Origin of the sequence: Microbacterium koreense, from assembly GCF_042677105.1 — a bacterium.
Taxonomy (GTDB): Bacteria; Actinomycetota; Actinomycetes; order Actinomycetales; family Microbacteriaceae; genus Microbacterium; species Microbacterium koreense.
Genome location: NZ_JBHTIM010000001.1, coordinates 1,915,615 through 1,941,146, shown reverse-complemented (window position 1 = coordinate 1,941,146; position 25,532 = coordinate 1,915,615). Strand labels below are relative to the sequence as shown.

The window sequence follows — 25,532 nt, the reverse complement described above, 5'->3', positions numbered from 1 at the left end:
AGGTCGGCGGGGGCCTCCCGCGTGGATGCCGTGACGGCGACGTGACCGGCGACGGCGAACGCGGCGATCGCGGCAAAGGCAGCGATCGCCGCCGGTCGTTTGTATCGCGCGGCAGCGATCACCGCCGCTGCCGTCGCGGTGCCGGCGACGACCGCCACAGGTACCGCCGTCTCGGGAATGATCGTCACCAGTGCGGCGGCGCCCCACGCCAGCGCGACGACCGGCAGAAGGCGCAGACGCGCGCCGAGGGAGGACATACGCGCACGGTACGGGCCGGCGCCTCGTCGGTGCCCTGCCTACCCCGATCATGGGGAACGCATCATCGCGATGCCTGCCGGGGAGGAGCCGTGCTCAGACGATCGGTTCGCGATGCAGGGGGGACGAGAGGGAACGACCGTTGATCTCGAGGTAGGCCTGGCCCTCTGTCACCGAAAGCGTCGCGGTATTGCGGCGCTCAAGCGTCTCGACGGCCGAATCGATGAACCCCGGATCGAAGCTCGTGAGCACGATCTCCTCGGCACGGTGGATCTTCTTTCCGGCGAGGGCCGCGCGCACCTTCCGGGGGTCGCGGTGGGTGTAGACCGCGACCCGCTCGGCGCTCTTGCTGCCGGTGTGCAGGCGCGCGGCATCGGGTGCGCCGACCTCGATCCACGCCAGCGCGTGCCCTGTCGCATCCATGATGGATACCGCCGGCTTGTCGGTCGCGGCGATTCCGTCACTGAGCGCGATGCCCTCGTCGTACTCGAGGCAGTAGGCCAGCAGACGTGTGAGCAAGAATGCGTCTGTCTCGGACGGATGCCGCGCGAGCCGCACGGTCAGATCCTCATACACGCCGCGGTCGATGTCGGCGAGAGTGACGTCGAACACGTGGACGGTTGCACCGATGGCCATGGGGATCGAGCCTACGCGTTCACACGAAGACCAGCTCACGAAGGCTCTCGAACATCTTGTCGCCGATTCCCGAGACGGCCAGAAGGTCTTCCACCACCCGAAACCCCCCGTTCGCTTCACGCCATTCGACGATCCGTTGCGCGAGCGCCGGCCCGATGCGAGGGAGCGTCTCGAGCGCGGCGATGTCGGCGGTGTTCAGATTGACCCGCCCATCGGCGATGACTCCGCCCGCACCCCCGGCGTCGATGGTCTCCTCACCGACCCGCGGAACCACGAGCAGCTCGCCGTCGTTCACCGCGCGAGCGAGGTTGACCCCACCCTCTTGCGCGTCCGGCGCGAACCCCCCTGCCGCGGCGATCGCATCGACGACCCGCTGATCCCGTTCCAGTGCGTAGAGGCCCGGATTCACGACCGCCCCGGAAACATGGACGAACACCTCATTATCGCTCGCGGGAGGAGAGGACGCGGGCGTCGCCTCGTAGACCACGTGCTCCATCGGCGCGGTTGCCGAACGCACGACGCCGATCGCGACGGTGACGGCGAGCACACCGAGCACCAGCACGACGGCGGCACCGAAGCCGAGACGACGTCTCGGTGAGGTGGGGTCGCCGGGTGTCATGGCGTCAGGCTATGACCGCGCGGTGTCACGTCATAGGCGTCGCTCACCCGAGCGTAAACCCCGACGCCGGGCGGCCCTGGGGAGGGTGCGATCAGCGGGTGCTGAAGCTCACGATCTTCGGCGCGCGCACGATCACCTTCACGATCTCGCGATCGCCGAGCGCGCGCTGGACGCGCTCATCGGCCCGTGCCAGACGTTCGAGTTCGTCGGACTCGATCCGTGCAGCGACGTCGATCTTCGCCCGCAGCTTGCCGTCGATCTGCACGACCGCGGTGACCGATTCGTCGACGAGCAGCGTCGGGTCGGCGGCTCGCCATGTCGCCAGGCCGACGAAAGGCTCATAGCCGAGCATCTCCCACATCTCCTCGGCGGTGTGGGGCGCGAAGAGATCGAGGATCATCGCGGTGGCTTCTGCGGCTTCGCGCACCGCAGGGTCCTCGGGCCCGGCCCCCGTGTCGATCACCTTGCGGGTCGCGTTCACAAGCTCCATCAGGCGTGCCACGACGACGTTGAACTTGGTCTGCTCTACCAGCGTGGGCGCATCCGCGAGAAGCCGATGGGTCACGCGGCGCAGTGCCGGATCTCCGTCCTTCCACACCACGTCGGTCTCGCTGGTCACGTCCTTCGCGACACGCCACGCGCGGGCGAGGAACTTCTGTGCCCCGGTCGTCGAGACGTCGTTCCAGTCCTTGTCGTCCTCTACCGGACCGGCGAAGGCGAGCGCCACGCGGAGCGCATCAGCGCCGTGCGCGTCGAGCTCGTCCTGGAACACCACCAGGTTTCCCTTGCTCTTGGACATCTTCGCGCCACCGAGGATGATCATCCCCTGGTTGATGAGGCTCGAGAACGGCTCGGTGAAGTCGACCATTCCCATGTCGTAGAGCACCTTGGTGATGAAGCGCGCATACAGCAGGTGGAGGATCGCGTGTTCGACGCCGCCGATGTAGAAGTCGACCGGGGCCCACTTCCTGGCCTCGGCGGGCGAGAACGCCTCCGAGGGGTCCCCGGGTGAGAGGAAGCGCAGGAAGTACCACGAGCTGTCGACGAAGGTGTCCATCGTGTCAGGGTCCCGCCGTGCCGGCTGCCCAGTCTCAGGGTCCGTCGTCGTGATCCAGTCTGTGGCAGCGCCCAGCGGCGAGGTGCCCTTCGGCTTGAGGTCAAGCCCCTGAGCGTCTGGCAGCGTGAGCGGCAACTGGTCCTCCGGGACGGGCACGATCCGGCCGTCCTCGGTGTGGATCATCGGGATCGGCGTGCCCCAGAAGCGCTGCCGTGAGATCAGCCAGTCGCGCAGACGGTAGGACTTCGCCGCGCCACCGAGCCCCTTGGCTTTCAGTTCCTCGGTGATCCGCGCGATCGCGTGGCGCTTGGAGAGACCGTCGAGGGAGCCGGAGTTGATCATCCGCCCGTCGTCGGTGAGGGCGACACCCGTCTTCGCGGGATCAAGATCATCCAGGGCCGGATCGTCGCCACGCGGATCGATCGGTACCCCGTCTTCGTCGAGCTCGATCACGGGAATCGCGCCGGTGATCGGCGCGGTCGTGTCGACGACGACCTTGACGGGAAGGTCGAAGGCGCGCGCGAAGTCGAGGTCGCGCTGGTCGTGCGCGGGGACGGCCATGACCGCGCCATGTCCGTAGTCGGCGAGCACGTAATCCGCTGCCCACACCGGAAGGCGCTCGCCGTTGATCGGGTTGATGGCGTGGCGACCGAGGAAGACACCGGTCTTTGGCCGGTCGGTGCTCTGCCGCTCGATGTCGGTCTGCTTCTGCACCTTGTCGAGGTATGCGGCGAAGCGCGCCTGCACCTCTGCATCGGCTCCCGCGACGAGCTCGGCGGCCAGGTCGCTGTCGGGGGCGACGACGAAGAACGTCGCCCCGTGGAGCGTGTCCGGGCGGGTGGAGAACACCGTGACCCGCTCGTCGCGCCCCTCGATCTCGAACTCGATGTCGGCACCGACAGAGCGTCCGATCCAGTTGCGTTGCATGCGGATGACCTTCTGCGGCCAGAAACCTTCGAGTTGATTCAGGTCATCCAGCAGACGATCGGCGTAGTCGGTGATCTTGAAATACCACTGCTCGAGTTTCTTTTTCACCACCACGGCGCCGCTGCGCTCAGATGTCCCGTCAGGGAGCACCTGCTCGTTCGCAAGAACGGTCTGGTCGACCGGATCCCAGTTGACCGACGCGTCCTTACGATATGCGAGCCCCCGCTCGTGAAGCTTCTGGAAGAGCCATTGATTCCACTGGTAGTAGTCGGGGTCGCTGGTGTGCAGTACCCGATTCCAGTCGAAGGACACACCGTAAGACCGGAAGCCCGCCTTCTGCTGTGCGATGTTGTCGTACGTCCACTCGCGCGGGTCTGCGCCGCGCTTGATGGCGGCGTTCTCTGCCGGCAGACCGAAAGAATCCCAGCCGATGGGATTCAGCACGTTGTACCCGCGGTGACGCCAGAAACGCGCGACGATGTCGGAATACAGGTAGTTCTCCGCGTGACCCATGTGCAGGTCACCCGATGGATAAGGGAACATCGCCAGGACGTACTTGCGCGGACGTGTGTCGCCCTCGCCACCGGCGCGGAACGGATCCGCTGTCTCCCAACGCTTCTGCCACTTCTGCTCGATGGCGTGGGCGTCGAACCCGTCGCCGGGCGCGGTGGTGTCGGAGGGCGCAGTCTGACTCACGTGAAGGACCAATCGTGGGATGCCGGAGGGGCGCGGAGCGCCATCCTCCAGGTTAGCCGAACAGCCGCGACTGCCAGCCCGTCGGGAGTTCGGCGCCGAGCGCACGGAGGGGACCTGCCGCCTTCACGGCGACTTCGGCGACTTCGGATGCGGCATCCGATCTCCACGTGATGCCCCCACCCGCCCCGACGTACGCACCGCCGGGGTGGGTGACGATCGAGCGGATCACCATCGCGAGATCCAGCGCGCCGTCGTCGCCGACCCAGCCGAAGGCGCCCGCGAAGACCCCGCGGGGCGCCTTCTCGAGCCCATGGAGGATCGTCATCGCCGAGAGCTTGGGGGCACCGGTCATGCTGCCGGCGGGAAACGTCGCTGCGAGCAGATCCCCCACTGTCGTCTCGGGCCGCGCACGCCCCGAGACGGTAGAGACGAGCTGATGGACTGCCGGGTAGGACTCGATGTCGAGAAGGGACTCGACGGCGACCGAGGCAGGGGCGCAGATACGCGACAGGTCGTTGCGCATCAGATCGACGATCATGACGTTCTCGGCGCGCTCTTTCTCGCTCTCACGCAGTTCGTCCGCCAGCCGCGCATCCGCGTCCGCGTCGGCGCCCCGGGGACGCGTGCCCTTGATCGGACGGGTGCGCACCGTGCCGTCGGACACCTCGAGGAAGCGTTCCGGGCTCGCGCTGACCAGCGCCGTGTCGCCCGCGATGACGACCCCGCCGTGATGCGCAGGAGTGGCGCGACGCAGTCGAGAGTAGACCGCCACGGGATCGACGTCACCGTCCACGGTGAACCGCGTCGTCAGGCACAGCTGGTAGGCATCCCCCTCGCGGATCGCAGCGCGACACCGCCCGATCAGTGCTCCGTACTCATCAGGCGTGTGGCGCGCCGACGCCTGCCGGGATGCGCCGTCGACGTCATCGAAATCGAACGGGGCTTGAGGCAGCGGCCCCCCGAACGACCAGACCTTCCGCGCACGGTGGTCGAACGCGACGAAGCGCGTCACCCTCACCCAGGTCGCAGCCGTCGCCTCGTCACTGGGAAATGCCGGGGCACCCGCACGGGTCGCGGCATCCTCGTATCCGAGCCAGCCGACCCATCCACCACGGAACGGCCCTCCGCGGCGCGGCTCCTGCGTCCGATCGATCCGGACGGCACGGACCCGCTCCGGATCGTGCTCAGGTGTTCCGATCCCGACCCAGCTCCACCCCTGCATCGCCTCGGGTCCGGCGTCGAGCCAGAACACGTGCGCGCTGATGCGCGCGAAGGCGGCGAACACGCGCGCGGGATCCACCCACGCGCGCACGGGCACGACATCCAGCGGCACGCTCTCAGGCTAGGGCCAAGCGAGACCTTTAGGCTCATGGCGTGAACGATCTGCTGTCGACGCTCCTGGACGCGGTCCAGGGCGTGGATCCTGTCGTTCGCACGCTCATCGCCGGGCTGGCGATCATGCTCGAGACCAGCGTGCTGATCGGGCTCATCGTGCCCGGCGACACCGTCGTGATCGTCGCGGGCACCGCCGTCGGTTCGGTGTGGGAGGGCGTTGTCCTGGGCATCGTCGTAGTCGTCGGCGCTCTCGCCGGCGAGAGCATCGGATTCTGGCTCGGGCGCCTCCTCGGACCCCGCATCCGCGCGTCCCGAATCGGCGGATGGATCGGACGCGACAACTGGGATCGGTCCGAACGCTATGTGCAGCGTCGCGGTGGTCCCGCGATCTTCCTGTCGCGCTTCCTTCCCGTCCTCCACTCACTCGTTCCGCTCACGGTCGGCATGAGCGAGTACTCCTACCGCCGGTTCCTCGCGTGGACGACGCCGGCGTGCGTGCTGTGGGCGGGTCTGTACATTTCGGTCTCGTCGCTGGCGGCGGGGACGTATCGCGAACTGGCCGACCAGCTTCACTACGCCGCCTACATCTTCGTCGCGGTCATCGTGGTGTTCTTGATCGTCGTGCTCGTCGGCAAACGCATCATCCACCGCCTCGAGCGTCGACACCTCGAACACGCCGAGTCCGCACACGACGACGTGGAACACTAGAGGCGTGCCCGAGACGACACGAGAGAGCCCTCGCCCGAAGATCCTGTGGCTCGCCCGCCTCGAGTACCACCTCCATGCGTGGCGCGAGCGACGCGCACGCGCCCGCGGGTTGACCCCCAGCGTCACACCGTTCCCGAGCTACGGCGGGAGCGGATGGGTGCGGGTTCTGGGTCGCGTGCTGATCGTGCCGCCCATGCCACAGCGCAACCCCGGCGAGTACTCCAGCGTGCGCGGATGGCGCAGCTTCGCCTCCGTCCCGATCGGGTACGCGCAGGTCACCGTCACGATCGGCGACGTCACCCACGAGGTCGTTTCGGACCGGGGCGGGGTCATCGACGCCGTCCTTCCGGCCACGCTCGATGCCGGCTGGCAGACCTTCACCATGTCGGTGGAAGACAGCGACCCCGTCGAGTCGCGCACGTTCATCGTCGACGAGGACATCCGGTTCGGAGTCGTATCGGATGTCGACGACACCGTGATGGTGACCGCGCTCCCCCGACCCCTCCTCGCCGCCTGGAACTCGTTCATCGTCGACGAGCACGCGCGTCAGCCAGTGGCGGGCATGGCCGTGTTGCTCGAACGCGTCGTGCGAGACAACCCCGGTTCTCCCGTGGTCTACCTGTCGACCGGCGCCTGGAACATCGCACCGACGCTCGTGCGGTTCTTGCGTCGTCATCTCTTTCCGTCCGGTGCGATGTTGCTGACGGACTGGGGTCCGACGCACGATCGATGGTTCCGCAGCGGGCGCGAGCACAAAGCCGACAATCTGCGCCGACTCGCGCGAGAGTTCCCCGACGTCCGGTGGTTGTTGATCGGTGACGACGGTCAACACGACGACGAGCTGTACACACGGTTCACCAGCGAGCACCCCGAGAACGTCGTGGGCGTCGCGATCCGCAGACTCTCCCCCGCCGAGGCGGTTCTCGCCGGGGGTCGAACCGCCGTGAACGATCATTCCGCCGCCGGAATCCCCTGGGTCACCGACAACGACGGTGCGGGCCTGTTGGAACGGCTGGAAGAAGCGGGCGTGCTCGACGACTGATGTCGGATGCCGCGAATAGGCTGGCGGCATGTGCGGACGGTTCGTCGTGGCCAGCGCGGGGTCAGACCTGGTCGGAGTGCTCCGAATCGATATCGAGGGCGACGATCTCCCCGCCCCGTCGTTCAACATCGCGCCGACCTCACCCGTCGCGATCGTGCTCGACTCGGCGAAGTCGGATCCTCCGACCCGCCGCCTCGAGACGGCCCGCTGGGGGCTCATCCCGCCGTGGGCGAAAGACCCCAAGATTGGCGCGCGCGCGTTCAACGCCCGATCCGAAGAACTCGAAGACAAACCCATGTTCCGCACCGCGTTCCACAAGCGGCGCGCGGTGGTGCCGGCATCCGGGTACTACGAGTGGACGACCGTCGACGGCGTGAAGACCCCGCACTACATCCACCCGGGTGACGGCTCTGCGCTGTTCTTCGCCGGACTCTACGAGTGGTGGAAAGACGCCACCAAACCCGACGATGATCCCGAACGGTGGGTGTTGAGCTTCACGATCTTGACCCGTGCATCCATCGGGCATCTCGGATCGATCCACGACCGAATGCCGCTGTTCCTCGACGTCGACCATGCCGACGCGTGGCTAGATCCGGCTACCACTAACGTTCGCGACGTCCTCGACGCCGCTGTCGACGCAGCACCGCGCGTTGCCGAGACCCTGGACGAACATGTCGTCTCACGCGCGGTGGGCAACGTGCGCAACGACTCGCCCGAGCTCATCGAGCCGGCCGGCGTCGCGGACTGATCAGTCGACCGGTGCGCACGACGCGCACGGGATGAGAGCCCGACCCTCCGCCGCGAGGGCCAGCCGCTGGGCGACCACGCGCGTTGCGGCCTCGTCCAGGCGTTCCTGCGAGAGCGCGCCGCTCTCGGCAGCTGCCGCGATGCCGTCGGCCATCCGCGAGGCCGTACCGGCGTTCGACCCCACCACCGCCAACACCATGTCGTTTCCCGCGGCGATCGCCGTGACCGCGTTCGCGATCGGGTCGGAGTACTCGGGGACTCCCGACGACAGCAGCATCCCGAGATCGTCGGTGATCGCGATGCCGTCGAACCCAAGCTCCTCCCGCGCGATGCGATGCCACGGCGCCGACAGCGACGCGGGGACGGAGTCCACCGAGCTGTAGGTGAGGTGTCCGTACATCAGCAGTTCGGCCCCTGCATCGATCCCCGCCGCGAACGGCACGCCGTCCGCGGCGCGCCAGGCATCCTTCGACATCCCCGTCGAGGGGATCCCCGTGTGGGAATCCCCCGGAGCCGCTCCGTGCCCGGGAAAGTGCTTCAAGGTCGACAACGCACTTCCTGCCTCGCCCTCGACGGCGGCGGCGACGTGCGACGCTCCCGAATCCGGCGTCGTTCCCAGCGCCCGCCGATAGATGAACATACCGGGGTCGGAGGTGACGTCGGCCACCACCCCGAAATTCACGCCGATCCCGGCCCGCTCGAGAAGCGCGGCGCGTCCCGCGAAGGCGAGCTCGGTGGCCGCGGGCGCATCCGTCTTGAGCGTCACAGAAGAGGGGAAGCCGTCCCACGGCAGGCGCGAGACGTCACCGCCTTCTTGATCGATCGCGATGAGCGGCGGCAGCGCGGGATCCACGGTGAGCGCGGTGGTGATCGCACGCAGCTGGTCTTCGCTCGCGGGGATGTTGGCGCCCATCAGGATGAATCCCCCGATGCCGCTGTCGGCCATGTAGTCATGCAACGCCGACGCGTCCGTGGCCGGAAGGTGACCCATCACGACGGTGGCCGCCTTCTCGCGCGTCGACATCCCCGAGACCAGCTGCCCCGCCTGCGCGACCCGCTCATCGCCCACGGCCGGTGCGATCGTCACCGTGCCCGCGGCATCGGCCGTCGGCACGTCATCGACGCTGGCCGAGACGGGTCCCGCGACACCGACTCCGCCCGCGACCGCGAGGACGACGGTGGCGGTGAAGGCTCGGCGCATCGTCGACGACGTCATGCGTGCCAGGGTACGCGGCGCACCTCGACGGCCACCGACCACGTCAGTGGCGAGCGACGATCGACGCTGCGTCCGTGCCCCGCGGCAACACCCCGTACTCTGCACCGCGATCCTCGCCCAGACGGGCGGCGATGAACGTCTCGGCATCGAGACTCGGTGCGTGCTGCAGCATCAACGACGCCTGCAGAGCGAGTGCGAGGCCTTCCGTGACCCGGCGCGCCTGGGTCTGAGCTTCCTCGGGGGCATCCGCGAGCGATGCCAGAAGGGACATTGTGCGCTGGACGTGCGAGTCCAGCAGGGTCGACGCGCCGCGGGTGTGCTGAAGTTCCCCGGCGAAAGCCTCGGCAGAATCGGGGTCCCGTGTGAGGGCACGCAGGACATCCAGCGCGATGACGTTGCCCGATCCCTCCCAGATCGCCATGACCGGCTGCTCCCGGTACCTCCGCGCGAGGGGGAACTGTTCCGTGTACCCGTTGCCACCCAGGCACTCCAAAGCCTCATAGGCGTGATGCGGGCCGCGCTTGGTCACCCAGTACTTGGCGACGGGCGTGGCGAGGCGCCGCAGGGCGATCTCCGACTCCGTCGCGGATGCCTCGAAGAGCTGGGCAAGCCGCATCCCCGTCAACATCGCGGCCTCGGACTCCAGTGCCAGATCGGCGAGGACCGCGGTCATGGCGGGCTGGTCCACCAACGGTGCCCCGAACGCCTCGCGGCCCCGCGCGTGCCACGTCGCCTCGGCGACGGCCTGCCGCATCCCCGCCGCCGAGCCCAACACACAATCCAGACGCGTGCGCTGCACCATCTCGATGATCGCCCGCACCCCGCGGCCGGGCTCTCCGATCACGACCCCCACCGTGCCGTCGAGTTCGATCTCGGCGGACGCGTTCGACCGGTTGCCGAGCTTGTCCTTGAGCCGTTGGATGCGGAAGACGTTGCGCGAACCATGCGCAAGCAGGCGCGGGACGAAGAGACACGTCAGACCCTCCTCCTTGCCGCTGCGGGTCGTCTGCGCCAACACGAGGAATCCGTCGGACATGGGTGCTGAGCAGAACCACTTGTGGCCACTCAGCTGATAGGTGCTGCCGCCCATGTACACGCCTCGCGTCGTGCCGGCGCGGACATCGGACCCACCCTGTTTCTCCGTCATGGCCATGCCGATGAGCGCACTCGTCTTCTCGGGGGGAGGCCGCAGGCGCGGGTCGTACTGGCGAGAGTACAGACGCGGCAGCCACTCGTCGGCCAGGCGAGGTGAAGCCTCGATGCTCGCTACGGCAGCGTGTGTCATCGATACCGGGCACGCATGCCCCGGCTCTCCCTGCGCGAACAACATGAACATCGCCGCTCGTGCGACGGACGCTCCCGGGCGCGGATCGGCCCACGCCGAGGTGTGGGCACCTCGCGCGATCGCCGCTGAGATGATGCGGTGGTACGAGGGGTCGTACTCGACCTCGTCGAGGCGGAAACCCCAGCGATCGTGGGCGTGCGCAACCGGCGTGTGGGTGTTGGCCAGAACCGCGTCGCGCTGAAAATCGAGCGAACCGACGTGACTGCCTGCCTCGTCGAGCTCGTCCCGCGCCCACCCGGCACCGAAGGCGTCGACCGCCTGGACGAGCGGGGTGTTCACGGCGAACTCGTTCACGTCGACGCGCCACGGAGGCTGGTTGTCGACATAGTGGGTGGCCGCTCCGATGATCCGCTGTCCGCGCGAGAACGAGGTCGACGTCATGGACTTCACGCTATCGCGCGGCTCCGCCGGTCGCGACGCCCTACGCCGATGGGGAGCCCTACCCATGGCGGTCCGAGCACACGCGTGGGTAGCGTCGACCGCGGAGGGGGTCCGCGATGGGGATGATGTTGCCCAACGAGCTCATCTGGGTGATGGAGAAGCTCGGATTCGAGTGGCCGGACGTGGACGAGGACGAGCTTCGCCGCGGAGCACACATCATCGCTCACTTCCGCGACGACCTCGAAGAATCGATCCAAGCGGTCGATCGCAAGGTCAACGGCGACCTCGCCGCGGCCATGCGCGGGCAGGCCGGTCCCGCTTTCGTCTCGGCCTGGAACACGAACCGTTCGCAGAACCTGCAGCGCCTTCTCGATCTGATGGCGCCGGTCCCCACGGGCATGGATGTCGCCGCCGGCGTCGTGCTCGGCCTCAAAGTGAAAGTCATCGCCGACGTCACGGCGACCATGATCACGCTCGTCGCGATGCTCACCAACCCGATCAGCGCGCTGGGAGCCGGCCCCATGCTGATCCTGAAGAAAAAGCTGCTCAATGCCGCCGTCGACATCGCCATCGAACAGGCATTGAACCAGGTGCTGCCGATGGTCATCGAGCCGCTCGCCGACGAGCTTCCCGGGGTGATCATGGCCGCCCTGAATGCCCCGGTCGTCGAAGCCGTCGCCGGGGATCCCGACGAGTTCTACGCAGACCTTGAAGCGCTCGAGCAAGCGGAAGAGGAGCTGGATCTTCGGGCATCCGACATCGAATCCCTGATGGATCGGCTGTCGACCGATCTGGCGGGCCTGAACATCACAGGGGACTGACCATGGCACGGGTGGGCGACGAACTGATCAGACCGATGCTGCGCGCGTTGGACGATGTACCCGTTCACGGGCGTCAACTCGGCGACATGCTCCGGGGTCTTCGCACCACGCAACGCCGCAACCGCGACGGCGTGAACGAGGTCGACACGTACGACGGCCCAGCGACATCGTCAGGGCGGAACGACACGCATAACCGACCCGCGACATCGCAGGGGCGCAACGACACCGATGACGGCCCGGCGACATCGTCAGGGCACAAAGACGCGTCCGCGACGAACCCCCCGATCGACCGCTCTCGCAACCCCGATTGGCTCAACGACCTCCTCGACCGCACCGACCTGCCGGCATGGCGGCGCAGGCTTGCCGAGGGTCAACAGTTCAACTACCAGAACCACCACCGGTACCCGCAGAACGAAGTGGTACTCGAAAGCGGCAAGCGTCTGGATTCGTACATATCCGGCGCCGAGATCGTCTCACGCAAGCACTCTGACCTCAGTAGCGTGCGTCCAGAGACGGCGATGTCGTACATCGACGAGATCAGTCAGAAGTACCCAGCGGGCGCGGCGATCGCCGGCGGCGAGGTCCTTCGCGGCGATCCGATCCTTGAGATTCCCGTGCCTCACCCAGACTCCCCCATTCCACCGGCGATCATCGCGCACGCCAACGGTGCGGAGCCGCCCGTGACGATCCGCGATGTCCTCGGCAACGTGTATAACTGAGGCACCATGACGCATCGCTACATCTATACGGACAAAGTCGGGGCAGGTCCGGAGCATCCGAAGAAGCGCTGGGGATTGTTCAGCACCGAGCTGACGGAAGCCGAGGCGAGAGCTCGGTATGAACTCGACGCCGCACGACGTGAGGACTGGTTCGGCATCGTGCGCCTGGATGCCGACCAAGACCGTCCCGTGAGTTACCTCCAGATGTGTCCCCGGGCAAACGGAGTGTCTCTGCAGAAGCTCACACCGCAGGGATCCATCGAAGCCGACTACGTCTGGGGCGCGTATTACGACCCTTCGAACCTCGAGCCGTACACCGGCGACGAGCACCGAGTGTTCCTCGGCGGAGTGACCTGGTACGCATACCCCGACGATGACCGCTTCTACCGAAGAGGCCAGGCCGCCGGCCAGGTCTCGATGGACTTCCGAACCGACGGATACGCGAAAGAAGAGCAGGTCACCAACCGCGGATTCGGGCAGCCAGCCGACGTCGAGACCCGCGAGTTCCAAGACGTCGACGTATCCGCCAACTGGTTCGATATCCCCGCCTTCGGCGAGTGGGATGCGTTCTTCCACCCCGACACACACGCATGACCGCACCGCGCCTCGGCACGGGCGGCGCGGATATCGCCGATTTCGTGGGGCACTCAGCGGTCGAGGCGGAGATGATTGAGGCATATCGGGGACGCGTGCCGGATGAGATCATCGAGATCTGGGAGAACTACGGATATGGCACTTTCGGAGAGGGATTCCTCCGGGTGATCAACCCCGCCGAGTACGAGGCCGCTATCGGCGACTGCATTGGCAAGACCCAAGGTGACGGCGTCTCCATCCCCCTCATGGTGACCGGCCTGGGCGACCTCATCACGTGGGAACCGAGTCTTGGCGGCTTGGTCTGCCTTCTCTTCCGCGAAGGACGCGGGGTCGGGTTGGGCGCGGCCCGAACCTTCTTGGCACTCACCCGCATGGATGGTGCCGAGCATCTGTCAGAAACTCTGAACTGGGACATCTTCCCCGACGCCGTCACCGCCCATGGACCATTGCCCTTCGACGAGTCCTTCATCTTCGTCCCCCTGCTCTCGCTCGGCGGCCCTGCGCACGTCGAGAACCTTCACAAACGCCAAACCCTCACGGCCATCCAGCTGATGGTCGACCTTCAAGGCACCATCGGACACTGAGTGGCGTGACCGAGCACAAGTGGCACCGCCGGATCACGGCGTTGGTGCGCCAGAAGGAGCAGATCGCGCGCCTGGACAAGGACCGTCTCTTTCCCTACACACTGCCCGCGGTGGGCGCGACCGAGGATCAACTGGATGCACTCGAGTCCGTGATCGGGATGGGACTCGGCGAGGAACACCGGTCGTTTCTGGCCACGGCCAACGGATGGCGAGCGTTCTTCGAAACGCAAGATCTGCTGAGCACAGATCAACTCGCGGGAGGTCCGCACAGGAGTGCATTCACCACGTGGATCGATTCCGCTCCGCCACAGGCGAGAGATGCCGGCTTCACATCGGCAAATGTTCTCCCGATCGCCGTGGACCTTGAGATGCCGCTGTTCTCGGCGATGCCGATCACGGAAGGTCGCGTCCTCGGACGTGTGATCGTGCTCGACCCTTCTGGCGTCATCGACGATTTCGAGTCCTTCGCCTCCTACATCGACTCAACGATCACCTACACACAGCGCAACCTCGAAGACTTCGAAGCCGGACGCTACCAGGCGTGAACATGGAGTAGCCCGAGTGGATACGCCGTGACACAGCACCACGGGCGGGACGACGAATCCCCGGCGGCGACGGAGTGAAACCGCCCCCGACCGGGGATTTTCGGTGGACCTGAGGGGACTCGAACCCCTGACCCCCTGCATGCCATGCAGGTGCGCTACCAGCTGCGCCACAGGCCCAGATGCTCCCCCGATCGCTCGAGGCAACTCCACAATCCTACTACATGTGGTGAGGCGTGCCGAACCGGCTCAGGCCTGTGTCGACGGCTGGGCCACGTCCACGGTGATCACAGGACAGTCCTTCCAAAGGCGCTCGAGGCCGTAGAACACGCGCTCCTGCTCGTGGAAGACGTGGACGACCAGGTCACCGAAGTCCAGCAGGACCCAGCGCGACTCCTGGCGCCCCTCACGGCGCAGGCGCTTGTGCCCCGCGGCCAGCAGGCGCTCCTCGACCTCGTCGGCGATCGCGGCGACGTTGCGCTCGTTGCGGCCGGTCACGACGAGAAAGGCATCGACGAGCGGCAGCGGCTCCGAAACGTCGAGCGCGACGAGGTCTTCGCCACCCTTCGCGTCCGCGGCCTCCGCGGCGATCCGCACCATTTCGTGGGTCGTTTCGGCGGCAGTCATCAGAACACCCCGTTCACGAAGGCGAGAATGAGCACACCGACCAGCGCCAGCGCCAGAACCCCGGCGGTGATCGCGAGCCACATCATCAGACGTCCACCCTTCTCGGGCGGCGGGGGCTTTATGACGTCGCTGGTGCCCTTGACGGTGCTGACAGCGGCGCTCGCCGCGATCGGCGTCGGCGAGGAATGCGCCGGGAGCTCACCGTCGACCAGAACGGCGTCCGCCTCGTGTCCGTCGGCGGTTCCAGGCGCATGCCCGGTCGAGCCGAGGCCCTCGGGCAGCCCGAAGGTTCCGGTGACGAGGACTTCGCCTGTCGACGAGATGGGACTCACGATCGGCAGGTCGCCGGTGGTCTGCGAGAGGATGAGCGCGTTGGGAGCGCTGATCGACCCGGTCGTTCCTTGAGCGAGCAGGTCGTCGAACGACGGCGGCAGGTCGACGCGGACGGGTTCTTTCGTCGCGAGATCTGCACCGAGCTGCGGGTTGACGGTCGGGCGCACGGTTGCGTCGGCATCCGGAGACTCGTCGTCGCCCGCGACGGTATCGGACGCAGGTGCGTCGCCGGTCGCTTCCGACTCGTCGTCGGAGTCTGTGGATGCCGCATCAGGCTCGACGGTGTCGATGACGGTCACCTCGTCGGCGACGAGCTCGTCATGATCCAGCTCGTCGGCGACGGCTCCGCCGTCGGCCATATCGTCGACGACCGTGATGCCCTCGACGACCTCTTCGGCCTCATCGTCGGATGCGGGGGCGAAAAGTTCGCGGATCGCGCTGGTCGCGGTCTGTTCGTCGGCTGGCGTCTCGACGGATGCGGGAACCTCTTCGACGATGTCCGGCTCACCCGGCGCCGACGCGGCGTCGGAATCCGTGGCATCCGAGGATTCCTGCGGGGCGATGACCGGCACCGAGGCGGTGCGGATGCGCTCCTGTTGACGGGCCTGACGGCGCGTCAAGGGCGACGCGGCCAAGTCGACAGAGGCGTCGGCCTCAGGTGCGGGCGCAACCGCAGCGGGCTCGGCCGCATGTGGCAGGGGCGTGGGTTCGGGACGGGCATCCTGGGCCTGCGAGGTATCGTCAGCGGGATGCTCGGCCGATGGCGTCGGCGTGGGCTCCGGCGAGACGATGGGCGCGGCGCCCGTGTTGCGGAGTTCCCGCAACTGCTTTCTGGTGAGCGGAGGCGTGTCCGGCTGCTCGGGTGTTGTCATTCCTTGCTCCGGTAGAGGTGGTGCTTCGCAATGTATTGCACAACGCCGTCGGGGACGAGATACCACACCGGGTGGCCGTCACCCACTCGTTCGCGGCAATCCGTCGACGAGATCGCGAGGGCGGGGATCTCGAGCTGACTCACGTTGTCGCTGGGCAGTCCTGCGGTGTTGAGCACATGGCCAGGGCGTGACACGGCGACGAAGTGGGCGAGGTCCCACAGCTCATCATGGTCCCTCCAGCTGAGAATCTGCGCTATGGCGTCAGCGCCGGTGATGAAGAACAGCTCGGCATCCGGTCGCTCCTGGCGCAGTTCTCGCAATGTGTCGATCGTATAGGTCGGTCCGGTGCGTTCCAGATCGACCCGGCTCACGGTGAACATCGGATTGGACGCCGTGGCGATCACAGTCATGAGGTAGCGATGCTCCCCTGCCGTGACTTCGGCTTTCTGCCAGGGCTGCCCCGTCGGCACGAACACGACCTCGTCGAGATCGAACGATTCGGCGACCTCGCTGGCCGCGACGAGGTGACCATGATGGATGGGATCGAACGTCCCGCCCATCACCCCGATCCTCGGGGTACGTGTCACCGCCATGCAGTCGCGCCCTAGTGGCCGTGCCCCGTGTGCTGAACGTCATTCGCATGCGCCTTCGCGTACGCCTCGGCCTTGCCCGAGTGACGATTGGCGACGTTGCGGTACGACAGCGTCACCAGGGCCAACGCCGCGAACACGATGACCGCCACGATGCCGTACCACAGGGTCTCCAGCTGCACATTGCCGTGGTGTTCAGCTTCGGCTGCAAGGGCGATAAGCGTGGCGTGGCTCATTCGGGCTCCGTTTCGGGTTCACTCGCGCACTCGGCGCGCGTCCAGTTTAGGCGGTCAGGTGCGAACTTGTCCCGAGCCGCGCGCGAGCCATTTGGAGCTCGTCAGTTCAGGGAGCCCCATGGGGCCGCGGGCATGCAGCTTCTGCGTGGAGATTCCGACTTCGGCACCGAAGCCGAACTCGCCTCCGTCGGTGAAGCGCGTCGAGGCGTTGGTCATCACCACGGCCGAATCGACCTCGGCCAAGAACCGTTCGGCGGCGGCGTCATCGTCGGTGACGATGGACTCCGTGTGGTGGGTCGAGTACTCGCGGATATGAGCCAGTGCCGCATCCAGATCGTCGACGACGCGCATCGCGATCTCGAGACCGAGGTATTCGGCCGCCCAGTCCGCTTCGGTTGCCGAGACGACATCGGATGCCAGGGCCCCGACCTCATCGTCGCCGTGCACGACGACACCTTCTGCCTGCAGCGCACTCACGATCGCGGGGACGAGCGTCGCCGCCGCCTCACGGTGGACCAGGACGGTCTCAGCCGAGTTGCACACACTGGGGCGCTGCACCTTCGCGTTGACCACGATCGCACGGGCACGCTCCAGCGGGGCACTCGCGTCCAGAAAGACGTGGACGACGCCGGCGCCGGTCTCGATGACCGGGACGGATGACTCCGTCACGACGGTCTCGATCAGCTGGGCGCTGCCACGCGGCACCAGGACGTCGACGATCCCGCGGGCCTGCATGAGTTCACGCGCGCCCGGGCGACCGAAGTCGTCGACCGTCTGGATCGCCTCGGGGTCGATGCCCTGCGCGCGCAACGCTCCGCGCATCGCGCGGACGAGCTGCGCGTTGGTGAGTTCGGCTGCCGTTCCGCCCCGGAGGACGACGGCGTTCCCGGACCGCAGCGCGAGCGCGGCGATGTCCACCGTCACGTTCGGGCGCGCTTCGTAGATCGACCCCACGACGCCGAAGGGGACGGCCACCTTGGTCAGTCGAATGCCGTTGGCCATGGTCCGCTCGTCGAGCACGCGCCCGACGGGGTCGGGGAGGTCGGCGACCGCACGCACCGCATCTGCCAGCGCCGCGATGCGCGGCGCGTCCAGACGCAGGCGGTCCTGCATCGCCGGAGAGAGGCCGGAAGCGACCGCTCGGGACAGGTCGTCGCCGTTCGCCGCGACGATGTCACCGGTGGCCGACTCGAGAGCGTCGGCGATCGCCCGGAGAGCGCGCTGCTTCGCCGCGTCGTCGAGCAGGCCGACACGGAGCGACGCGTCCTTCGCCAGCAGCATCCGTTCGCGTGCCGTGGTGGCGGTGATGGTCATCGTCACAGCCTATCGGCGGGGAGCGCGGCATTCGCCGCCCGAATGGGACCGGTGGCGGAGCCCGTTGCGGGCGCGGGGTTCGGCGCGAACCACGTGCCGACGTCGTCACCGGCGAGGGCCGAGGAGATCAGGTCGGCGCTCGTGACGAGCACACCGATTCCTGCCGCCGACGCGAGGCGGGCCGCCGAGACCTTGGTCGCCGCGCCGCCGGTTCCGACGCTGTTGACGACGACAGAGCCGAACTCGAAACCCTGGAGATCGTCCCCGAACGCCACACGACGAATAGGTTGCGCACCCGGCTCGTCGGGTGGCCGCGTATAGAGACACTCGATGTCGCTGAGGAGCACGAGCGCGTCGGCGTCGATCAACTGTGCCACCAGCGCGCCGAGGCGATCGTTGTCGCCGAACCGGATCTCGTGTGTCGCGACAGTGTCGTTCTCATTGACGATGGGGAGGATGCGCAGGCCCAGGAGCCGTTCCATCGCGCGGCGCGCGTTGGACCGGTGGGTCGGATTCTCGAGGTCACCGGCGGTGAGGAGCACTTGACCAGCCAAGACCTCGAAACGGTCGAGGGACGTCTGATAGCGCCACATGAGCACGTTCTGCCCGACAGCGGCGGCTGCCTGCTGGGTCGCGAGGTCGTTGGGGCGTCCACCCAGATCGAGGAACGGGATCGCCGTGGCAATCGCACCGGATGAGACCAGGACGATCTCCACGCCACCGCCGTGGGCGGCTGCGATCGCATCGACGATCGTGTCGATGCGATGCGCGGCATCCCCACTGATCGACGAAGACCCGACCTTCACCACCACGCGGCGTGCGTGCGCGATGTCGGCGCGCTCCCGAGCCTTCACCGATCGTCCTCGTCGGTCCGCCCCTGCTGGGCCAGACGTTCGGCTTCGAGCTCCGCCCGCGCTTCGGCCTTGGCATCCATCCGTTCGTGATACTGCTCACGGCGCTGCGACGACGTCCGACGATTGCTGGGCGCGAAACGGGGGTCGGTGCCCCGAGGCGCGACCATGACTTCGGCCGCCGACGACAGCGAGGGCTCCCAATCGAAGACGATGCCGTCACCTTCGCCGATCACGACGGCCGCGCCCGGCGTGGCCCCGGCGCGGAAGAGTGCGTCGTCGACTCCGAGCTTGTCCAACCTGTCGGCAAGGAATCCGACGGCTTCCTCGTTCTGGAAATCGGTCTGCTGCACCCAGCGCACCGGCTTGTCGCCGAGGATGCGGTAGTACGTGCCGTACGAACCACCTTCGACCCGCACGGTGAACTCGCGCTCCGCACCCTTGGGCCGAATCACGACACGCGGTGCCGCGGGGGCGTCGGCGAGTTCGGCACGATGCGTCGCCACGACGTCGCCGAGCGCGAAGGTCAGTTGCCGCAGACCCTCACGACTGACTGTCGAGATCTCGAACACCCGGAATCCCCGGGCTTCGAGATCGGGCCGCACGAGATCGGCGAGATCTTTCGCTTCGGGAACGTCCACCTTGTTCAGGGCGACCAGCTGGGGACGGTCGAGAAGCGGCGTCTGACCTTCGGGGACGGGATAGGCCGCCAGCTCGGCGAGTATCACGTCGAGATCGCTGAGCGGGTCCCGTCCGGGGTCGAGTGTGGCGCAGTCGAGCACATGGACCAAAGCGGTGCAACGCTCGACGTGGCGGAGGAACTCGAGACCGAGCCCTTTGCCGTCGCTGGCACCCTCGATGAGCCCGGGGACGTCGGCCACCGTGAAACGCACGTCGCCCGCCTGGACCACGCCGAGGTTCGGATGCAGGGTCGTGAACGGATAGTCGGCGATCTTCGGACGCGCCGCCGACACCGCCGCGATCAGGCTCGACTTGCCCGCCGACGGAAAACCCACGAGTGCGACATCGGCCACGGTCTTGAGCTCGAGGTAGACGTCGCCTTCCCACCCGGGAGTACCCAGAAGGGCGAAACCGGGAGCCTTGCGCTTGGGGTTGGCGAGGGCTGCGTTGCCGAGGCCGCCCTGGCCGCCGGGCGCAGCCACGAAACGCATTCCCGGTTCGATGAGGTCGACGAGGACTTCGCCGGCGGCATCCTTCACGACGGTGCCGACGGGCACGGGCAGCTCGATCGGCTCGCCCGCGGCACCCGAACGATTGTCACCCATCCCGAAGCCGCCGTTGCCGGCCGCACGGTGCGGCGAATGGTGATAGGACAGCAGCGTCGTCACCTGCGGATCGGCGACCAGCACCACGTCACCGCCGTGCCCGCCATTGCCGCCGTCCGGCCCGGCGAGGGGCTTGAATTTCTCGCGACGCACGGAGACGCAGCCGTTGCCACCCTTGCCCGCGCGAAGATGCAACGTCACGCGGTCGACGAATGTGACCATGGGTGTTCTCCTCAACCTGTCGTACGAACGCGAAAAGGGGTGAGCTCCTGGCCCACCCCTTCGCTGACCCTCACCGCGACGACCGAAGCCGTCGACGGCGGGGCCTGATCATGTCATTCCGCTGCGGCGACGATGTTGACGACCTTACGGCCGCCCTTGTTGCCGAACTCGACCGCGCCCGCGGCGAGGGCGAACAGCGTGTCGTCGCCTCCGCGACCCACGTTCGCGCCCGGGTGGAAGTGCGTCCCGCGCTGGCGGACGATGATCTCGCCGGCGTTGACGACCTGGCCGCCGAAGCGCTTCACGCCCAGTCGCTGAGCGTTGGAGTCGCGACCGTTACGGGTGGAGCTTGCGCCCTTCTTATGTGCCATCTCTGCGTCTCCCTGGACTTACTTGATGCCGGTGATCTTGACGCGCGTGAGGTCTTGGCGGTGCCCCTGGCGCTTCTTGTAGCCGGTCTTGTTCTTGAACTTCTGGATGACGATCTTCGGTCCGCGAAGCTCGCCGAGAACCTCGGCGGTGACCTTGACCTTCGAAAGCTTGTCGGCGTCGGTCGTCACGGCGTCGCCGTCGACGAGGAGGACGGCCGGGAGCTCGATCTTGTCGCCGATCGACGCAGCCTGACGGTCGAGGACGACGATCGTGCCGACCTCGACCTTTTCCTGCCGGCCACCGGCTCGCACAACTGCGTAAACCACTTCACACCTGATTTCGTCTGGGGAGCGGGCGCTCCGGATTGTCTAATGAGACGAGGAAAGTCCTGGTGCGGACGCTCACCACGTGCGGCGGATGTCTTCCGACGCTCGGGGCGTGCTCTGCGTCGTCGCTCTTGGCCAGCGAGACGTGACGCACCAAAGGACTACTTTACCGGATGCCGGGACCTCCCGCAAAAGCACGCCTCGACCCGCGTGCCGCACGGCCATGAATAGGATGCGGGGATGACGATCCTCATCGACGACCCGCGCTGGCCTGCGCACGGGCGCCTGTGGTCGCATCTGATCAGCGACAGCGACCTGGAGGAACTTCACGCCTTCGCCGCATCACAGGGAATCCCCCGACGCGGTTTCGACAGAGACCACTACGACGTGCCGGGCGAGATGCACGCGCAGCTCGTCGCGGCCGGCGCCCAGCACGTAGACGGTCATGAACTCGTCCGCCGACTCATCGCCTCGGGGCTGCGCGTGACCGCACGCGAGCGGCGAGCGTGACGGGGGCTACTCCCCCGTCTGAGGCGCCACCGGCGTTCCGGTGAGCGCCGCCGTCGTGACCCGCCGCCGCGCGCGGCCCTGACCCGGCGCCTTCGGCTCCGGGAGAGCCTCGAGCACCGAGTCCAGAAGCAGGTCCTTCTCCGTCTTCGAAGACGTCGGCGGGGCGTCCTTGCGCTTCTTGCGCTGCTTCTTGGGCCGCTCGTTCCCGGTGTCCTTCCGCTCCTTCACCTCAGGCGCCTCGACGGGCTCGGCAGCCTGCGCATCCGGCGCCTGCTCCTCGTGGTGGATCGTCGATGCGGCGATCTGCGCGAGAGCGGACTTGGCGCCTTCGGTGATCACGTGCGTGCCCGAACCGTTCGACGTCGACGACGAGCCGGCGCCACCACCGTTTCCGCCGCGTTGCCGACGTCCGCCGGAGGATGACGACGCATTGCGGTGTTTCACGATCGGGTCGTGGTGCACGATGATGCCGCGGCCGGCGCAGACCTCACAACCTTCGCTGAAGGTCTCGAGGAGCCCGAGACCGAGCTTCTTGCGGGTCATCTGGACGAGGCCCAGCGAGGTCACCTCGGCGACCTGGTGCTTCGTGCGGTCACGGCTCAGACATTCGACAAGTCTGCGCAGAACCAGGTCACGGTTGGATTCGAGCACCATGTCGATGAAGTCGACGACGATGATGCCGCCGATGTCGCGCAGACGCAACTGGCGGACGATCTCTTCGGCGGCCTCGAGATTGTTCTTCGTGACCGTCTCTTCGAGATTTCCTCCCGAGCCGACGAACTTTCCCGTGTTGACGTCGACGACCGTCATCGCTTCGGTCCGGTCGATGACGAGCGAACCGCCCGAGGGCAACCAGACCTTGCGATCGAGGGCCTTCTCGATCTGCTCGGTGATCCGGTGGGCGTCGAACGGGTCGGTGTCGCCTTCGTAGACCTCGACGCGCTCGAGCAGGTCGGGTGCAACGCTTGCGAGGTACGACGTGATCGTCGAGTGCGCGTCTTCACCCTGAATGAGCATGCGGGTGAAGTCTTCGTTGAAGACGTCGCGCACGATCTTGACCAGCAGGTCGGGCTCCGAGTGAAGAAGAGCCGGAGCCTGCAGCGAATCGACCTGGGATGAGATGTGCTCCCACTGGTTCGTGAGGCGCTGCACGTCACGGGTGAGCTGTTCTTCCGTGGCCCCCTCGGCGGCGGTGCGCACGATGACGCCCGACGACTCGGGCAGCACCTCCTTGAGGATCTTCTTCAGACGCGCGCGCTCGGTATCGGGAAGCTTGCGGGAGATGCCGTTCATGGCACCGCCTGGCACATAGACCAGGTACCGGCCTGGAAGCGAGATCTGGCTGGTCAGGCGGGCGCCCTTGTGTCCGACCGGATCTTTGGTGACCTGCACGAGCACCTTGTCGCCGCTCTTGAGTGCCAACTCGATCCGACGAGGCTGATTACCCGTTTCAACGGCGTCCCAGTCGACTTCGCCGGAGTAGAGCACCGCGTTGCGACCACGTCCGATGTCGACGAAGGCGGCTTCCATGCTCGGCAGCACGTTCTGAACGCGACCGAGGTAGACGTTGCCGATGAGCGACGCGTCCTGATTGCGCGCGACGTAGTGCTCGACCAGGACGTCGTCTTCGAGCACGGCGATCTGTACGCGGCCGTTCTTCGATCGCACGATCATGACGCGGTCGACCGCTTCGCGGCGCGCGAGGAACTCCGCCTCGGTGACGACGGCACGCCGGCGACCGGCCTCACGACCGTCACGGCGCCGCTGCTTCTTGGCCTCGAGTCGGGTGGACCCCTTGATGCGCTGCGGCTCGGTGATGACCTCGACCGCACGCTGCCGGTGCGAACCCGGCTGCTCGTTCGCTCCGTCACCCCGCCCGTCGCCCTTGCGGCGGCCGCGGCGGCGCGAAGACCCGGAGGATTGCTGCGGCTGCTGCGCGTCCTCGTCGGAGGAGGGCCTGCCGGGCCGTGCCGGAAGAGGCGTCACTTCGGGCGCATAGAAGTGGAGCGCCGTCGACACACTGGAGACGAAGACCTCGGGAATCAACCCGAGGGAGACCGCGGTCGGCGCCTGCGGCTCTTCGGGAGCGGTCTCGACCTTCTCAGTCGTCGCGCCAGGTTCCGAACCGTTCTTCGCGGGCGTTTCCGGTCCGTCAACCCGGGACGACGTCTCACCGTGTTCGGGCGTGGCGGCCTCCGCTGCGGCCTCCGCCGCCGGCGGTTCCCCGGCCTCCGCGGCGGGTTCTTCGGCGGTCGGTTCGGCGCGTTCGGCGGAAACCGACGCAGCCTCTGCGGCGCCTGCCGGGGGCGGGGTGTCGGTGGCGACCTCCACGTCGGGGCCCTCGAGGGGCTCTGGCGCCACGTCTTCGGACCTCAGGGGCGCGACGACCGCTTCGGCGGCACCGGCCGCATCCGTCGTCGTGGTCTCATTCTCATCTGCGTGGGTATCATCGGCCATCACTGGCGTACTCCTAGCGGGCGCACCGCGCGTCGCCCGGCGAAATCTCTTGCGGCGACGCACTGGCGGTGCCGCGAACTCACTCGGTCTGCAACCGGCCCAAGGCTCAGGCTGCGAGGGCGGTCATCGCCCTGAAGTCTTGTCGTGATGCGTCCACGGCGCGGCCGCGACGCATCCCGGATCATTATCGCACTATCCCCCGCAGAATGTGGTTCATCGACGATCCACAGGTTCTCGCGGCCCGTTTCGGGCTCTGAGACGCATCGCCGTTGGAATAATCGGTGCATGCCGCAACGCCAGACGCATACCCGCCCGACCGCACTCGCCGTGTGGCTGATCATCGCCGGTGTCATCGGGTGGTGGGCGGCGTTCTCGCTCACGATGGAGCGCTTCCGTCTCCTGATGGACCCGAACGCGACCGCGGGTTGCGATTTCAGCATCCTCGTGCAGTGCACGGCGAACCTCGAGTCGTTCCAGGGCAGCGTCTTCGGTTTTCCGAATCCGATCCTCGGACTCACCGGGTGGGTCGCGCCGATCGTCGTGGGCTTCGCGATCCTCGCGCGCGCACGGTTCGCACCGTGGTTCTGGTGGTTCTTCCTCGGTGGAATGACCTTCGCGTTCGGTTTCGTCGTGTGGTTGATCTCACAGAGCATCTTCGAACTGTTCACCCTGTGCCCCTGGTGCATGGTCACATGGGTCGTGACGATCCCGTCGTTCTATGCGGTGCTCCTTCACACCCTGCGATCGGGGATCATCCCGGTGCCGGTGGCCGTGCGTACCGGGGCGGAGCGCCTCATGGGCTGGGTGCCGCTTCTCGCCGTGGCGAGCTACGCGATCATCGCGATCATCGCGCAGCTCCGTCTCGACGTACTGAGCAACCTCTTCTGAGCGTCAGAACCAGATCGCGAGCTCACGCGCGGCGGATTCGGTGCTGTCCGAGCCGTGCACGAGGTTCTGCTGCACCTTCAGGCCCCAGTCTCGGCCCAGGTCGCCGCGGATCGTTCCGGGCGCCGCCGTCGTCGGGTCGGTGGTTCCCGCGAGCGAGCGGAAGCCCTCGATCACACGATTGCCTGCGACGCGGATGGCGACCGACGGGCCGGACATCATGAACTCGAGGAGCGGTTCGTAGAACGGCTTACCCTCGTGCTCGGCGTAGTGCTCCTCCAGGCGGGAACGATCCGGCTCGACGAGGCGGATGTCGACGAGGGCATATCCCTTCGCCTCGATACGGGCGAGGATCGCGCCGGTGAGGCCGCGCGCGACCCCGTCGGGCTTGACGAGAACGAGGGTCTCTTCGGTGGCCATGCGTTGT

At 67.1% G+C, this 25,532-nt stretch carries 27 protein-coding genes and 1 tRNA gene; 10 read left to right on the top strand and 18 right to left on the bottom strand.

Features of this window, described 5'->3' with window-relative positions:
- Window positions 1-351: 351 nt before the first annotated feature.
- The 4 genes from ACFQZV_RS09100 to pabB all read right to left on the bottom strand — a co-directional run bounded on the left by ACFQZV_RS09100 (window position 352) and on the right by pabB (window position 5,523).
- On the bottom strand, window positions 352-891 hold the full coding sequence (locus tag ACFQZV_RS09100; protein ID WP_378752651.1) for a YaeQ family protein: 540 nt from the start codon (window positions 889-891) through the stop codon (window positions 352-354).
- Between the two features lie 19 nt (window positions 892-910).
- Window positions 911-1,510, bottom strand: a complete 600-nt coding sequence (locus tag ACFQZV_RS09095) for a helix-hairpin-helix domain-containing protein (RefSeq protein WP_378752653.1) — start codon at window positions 1,508-1,510, stop codon at window positions 911-913.
- 91 nt (window positions 1,511-1,601) lie between these two features.
- On the bottom strand, window positions 1,602-4,190 hold the full coding sequence (gene leuS, locus ACFQZV_RS09090; protein ID WP_378752655.1) for a leucine--tRNA ligase: 2,589 nt from the start codon (window positions 4,188-4,190) through the stop codon (window positions 1,602-1,604).
- 52 nt (window positions 4,191-4,242) lie between these two features.
- Window positions 4,243-5,523, bottom strand: coding sequence for an aminodeoxychorismate synthase component I (pabB, locus tag ACFQZV_RS09085; RefSeq protein WP_378752657.1), 1,281 nt, complete (start codon window positions 5,521-5,523; stop codon window positions 4,243-4,245).
- Between the two features lie 41 nt (window positions 5,524-5,564).
- On the opposite strand from pabB, the gene ACFQZV_RS09080 reads away from it, so the two are divergent.
- Genes ACFQZV_RS09080 through ACFQZV_RS09070 form a run of 3 tightly spaced genes read left to right on the top strand, consistent with a single transcriptional unit; the run spans window position 5,565 to window position 8,023 of the window.
- A complete protein-coding gene (locus tag ACFQZV_RS09080; RefSeq protein ID WP_378752659.1) occupies window positions 5,565-6,233 on the top strand; it encodes a DedA family protein in 669 nt (222 codons plus the stop codon).
- Window positions 6,234-6,237: 4 nt separating this feature from the next.
- A complete protein-coding gene (locus ACFQZV_RS09075; protein WP_378752661.1) occupies window positions 6,238-7,275 on the top strand; it encodes an App1 family protein in 1,038 nt (345 codons plus the stop codon).
- 28 nt (window positions 7,276-7,303) lie between these two features.
- Window positions 7,304-8,023 (top strand): SOS response-associated peptidase, encoded by a 720-nt coding sequence (locus ACFQZV_RS09070; RefSeq protein ID WP_378752663.1) that lies wholly within the window; start codon window positions 7,304-7,306, stop codon window positions 8,021-8,023.
- On the opposite strand, the gene ACFQZV_RS09065 is transcribed toward ACFQZV_RS09070, so the two are convergent.
- Both ACFQZV_RS09065 and ACFQZV_RS09060 read right to left on the bottom strand, forming a co-directional pair.
- Window positions 8,024-9,238, bottom strand: a complete 1,215-nt coding sequence (locus ACFQZV_RS09065) for a glycoside hydrolase family 3 N-terminal domain-containing protein (RefSeq protein WP_378752665.1) — start codon at window positions 9,236-9,238, stop codon at window positions 8,024-8,026.
- 43 nt (window positions 9,239-9,281) lie between these two features.
- Window positions 9,282-10,964, bottom strand: coding sequence for an acyl-CoA dehydrogenase family protein (locus ACFQZV_RS09060; protein ID WP_378752667.1), 1,683 nt, complete (start codon window positions 10,962-10,964; stop codon window positions 9,282-9,284).
- Window positions 10,965-11,080: 116 nt separating this feature from the next.
- On the opposite strand from ACFQZV_RS09060, the gene ACFQZV_RS09055 reads away from it, so the two are divergent.
- The 5 genes from ACFQZV_RS09055 to ACFQZV_RS09035 are packed head-to-tail and all read left to right on the top strand — an operon-like array spanning window position 11,081 to window position 14,227.
- Entirely contained in the window at window positions 11,081-11,785 is a 705-nt protein-coding gene (locus ACFQZV_RS09055) for a WXG100-like domain-containing protein (RefSeq protein ID WP_378752669.1), read from the top strand.
- A 2-nt stretch (window positions 11,786-11,787) separates the two neighbouring features.
- Window positions 11,788-12,504, top strand: coding sequence for a hypothetical protein (locus ACFQZV_RS09050; protein ID WP_378752671.1), 717 nt, complete (start codon window positions 11,788-11,790; stop codon window positions 12,502-12,504).
- Window positions 12,505-12,510: 6 nt separating this feature from the next.
- On the top strand, window positions 12,511-13,098 hold the full coding sequence (locus tag ACFQZV_RS09045) for a hypothetical protein (protein ID WP_378752673.1): 588 nt from the start codon (window positions 12,511-12,513) through the stop codon (window positions 13,096-13,098).
- Window positions 13,095-13,682, top strand: a complete 588-nt coding sequence (locus ACFQZV_RS09040) for a GAD-like domain-containing protein (protein ID WP_378752675.1) — start codon at window positions 13,095-13,097, stop codon at window positions 13,680-13,682. The genes ACFQZV_RS09045 and ACFQZV_RS09040 overlap by 4 nt, the downstream gene beginning before the upstream one ends.
- Window positions 13,683-13,687: 5 nt before the next feature.
- Window positions 13,688-14,227 (top strand): SMI1/KNR4 family protein, encoded by a 540-nt coding sequence (locus ACFQZV_RS09035; protein WP_378752677.1) that lies wholly within the window; start codon window positions 13,688-13,690, stop codon window positions 14,225-14,227.
- A 104-nt stretch (window positions 14,228-14,331) separates the two neighbouring features.
- Here the strand turns inward: ACFQZV_RS09035 and ACFQZV_RS09030 are convergent.
- The 10 genes from ACFQZV_RS09030 to rplU form a co-directional block, all read right to left on the bottom strand.
- Window positions 14,332-14,404 (bottom strand) — tRNA-Ala (locus ACFQZV_RS09030).
- 69 nt (window positions 14,405-14,473) lie between these two features.
- Window positions 14,474-14,851 carry a ribosome silencing factor gene (gene rsfS / locus ACFQZV_RS09025; protein ID WP_378752679.1) on the bottom strand — a complete coding sequence of 126 codons (378 nt, stop codon included), beginning with the start codon at window positions 14,849-14,851 and terminating at the stop codon, window positions 14,474-14,476.
- On the bottom strand, window positions 14,851-16,056 hold the full coding sequence (locus ACFQZV_RS09020) for a hypothetical protein (RefSeq protein WP_378752681.1): 1,206 nt from the start codon (window positions 16,054-16,056) through the stop codon (window positions 14,851-14,853). The genes rsfS and ACFQZV_RS09020 overlap by 1 nt, the downstream gene beginning before the upstream one ends.
- Window positions 16,053-16,649: a nicotinate-nucleotide adenylyltransferase gene (nadD, locus tag ACFQZV_RS09015; protein WP_378752683.1), complete on the bottom strand. Its 597-nt coding sequence runs from the start codon at window positions 16,647-16,649 to the stop codon at window positions 16,053-16,055. The genes ACFQZV_RS09020 and nadD overlap by 4 nt, the downstream gene beginning before the upstream one ends.
- An 11-nt stretch (window positions 16,650-16,660) precedes the next feature.
- Window positions 16,661-16,882 (bottom strand): hypothetical protein, encoded by a 222-nt coding sequence (locus tag ACFQZV_RS09010; protein ID WP_378752685.1) that lies wholly within the window; start codon window positions 16,880-16,882, stop codon window positions 16,661-16,663.
- Window positions 16,883-16,936: 54 nt separating this feature from the next.
- Entirely contained in the window at window positions 16,937-18,196 is a 1,260-nt protein-coding gene (locus ACFQZV_RS09005) for a glutamate-5-semialdehyde dehydrogenase (RefSeq protein ID WP_378752687.1), read from the bottom strand.
- Between the two features lie 2 nt (window positions 18,197-18,198).
- Window positions 18,199-19,050 carry a glutamate 5-kinase gene (proB, locus tag ACFQZV_RS09000; RefSeq protein ID WP_378752689.1) on the bottom strand — a complete coding sequence of 284 codons (852 nt, stop codon included), beginning with the start codon at window positions 19,048-19,050 and terminating at the stop codon, window positions 18,199-18,201.
- Window positions 19,047-20,555, bottom strand: a complete 1,509-nt coding sequence (obgE, locus tag ACFQZV_RS08995; protein ID WP_378752691.1) for a GTPase ObgE — start codon at window positions 20,553-20,555, stop codon at window positions 19,047-19,049. The genes proB and obgE overlap by 4 nt, the downstream gene beginning before the upstream one ends.
- A gap of 113 nt (window positions 20,556-20,668) precedes the next feature.
- A complete protein-coding gene (gene rpmA, locus ACFQZV_RS08990; protein ID WP_378752693.1) occupies window positions 20,669-20,926 on the bottom strand; it encodes a 50S ribosomal protein L27 in 258 nt (85 codons plus the stop codon).
- 18 nt (window positions 20,927-20,944) lie between these two features.
- Complete coding sequence (gene rplU / locus ACFQZV_RS08985) at window positions 20,945-21,253, bottom strand: 50S ribosomal protein L21 (protein WP_378752695.1); 309 nt, start codon at window positions 21,251-21,253, stop codon at window positions 20,945-20,947.
- A gap of 240 nt (window positions 21,254-21,493) precedes the next feature.
- Between rplU and ACFQZV_RS08980 the strand changes: the two genes are divergently transcribed.
- The gene (locus tag ACFQZV_RS08980; RefSeq protein ID WP_378752697.1) at window positions 21,494-21,763 is read left to right on the top strand and encodes a DUF4031 domain-containing protein; all 270 of its coding nucleotides are present in this window, start codon (window positions 21,494-21,496) and stop codon (window positions 21,761-21,763) included.
- Window positions 21,764-21,769: 6 nt separating this feature from the next.
- On the opposite strand, the gene ACFQZV_RS08975 is transcribed toward ACFQZV_RS08980, so the two are convergent.
- The gene (locus ACFQZV_RS08975) at window positions 21,770-24,220 is read right to left on the bottom strand and encodes an Rne/Rng family ribonuclease (RefSeq protein WP_378752698.1); all 2,451 of its coding nucleotides are present in this window, start codon (window positions 24,218-24,220) and stop codon (window positions 21,770-21,772) included.
- Between the two features lie 285 nt (window positions 24,221-24,505).
- On the opposite strand from ACFQZV_RS08975, the gene ACFQZV_RS08970 reads away from it, so the two are divergent.
- On the top strand, window positions 24,506-25,108 hold the full coding sequence (locus ACFQZV_RS08970) for a vitamin K epoxide reductase family protein (RefSeq protein WP_378752699.1): 603 nt from the start codon (window positions 24,506-24,508) through the stop codon (window positions 25,106-25,108).
- 3 nt (window positions 25,109-25,111) lie between these two features.
- On the opposite strand, the gene ndk is transcribed toward ACFQZV_RS08970, so the two are convergent.
- Window positions 25,112-25,525 carry a nucleoside-diphosphate kinase gene (gene ndk, locus ACFQZV_RS08965; protein ID WP_378752700.1) on the bottom strand — a complete coding sequence of 138 codons (414 nt, stop codon included), beginning with the start codon at window positions 25,523-25,525 and terminating at the stop codon, window positions 25,112-25,114.
- Between the last annotated feature and the right edge of the window lie 7 nt (window positions 25,526-25,532).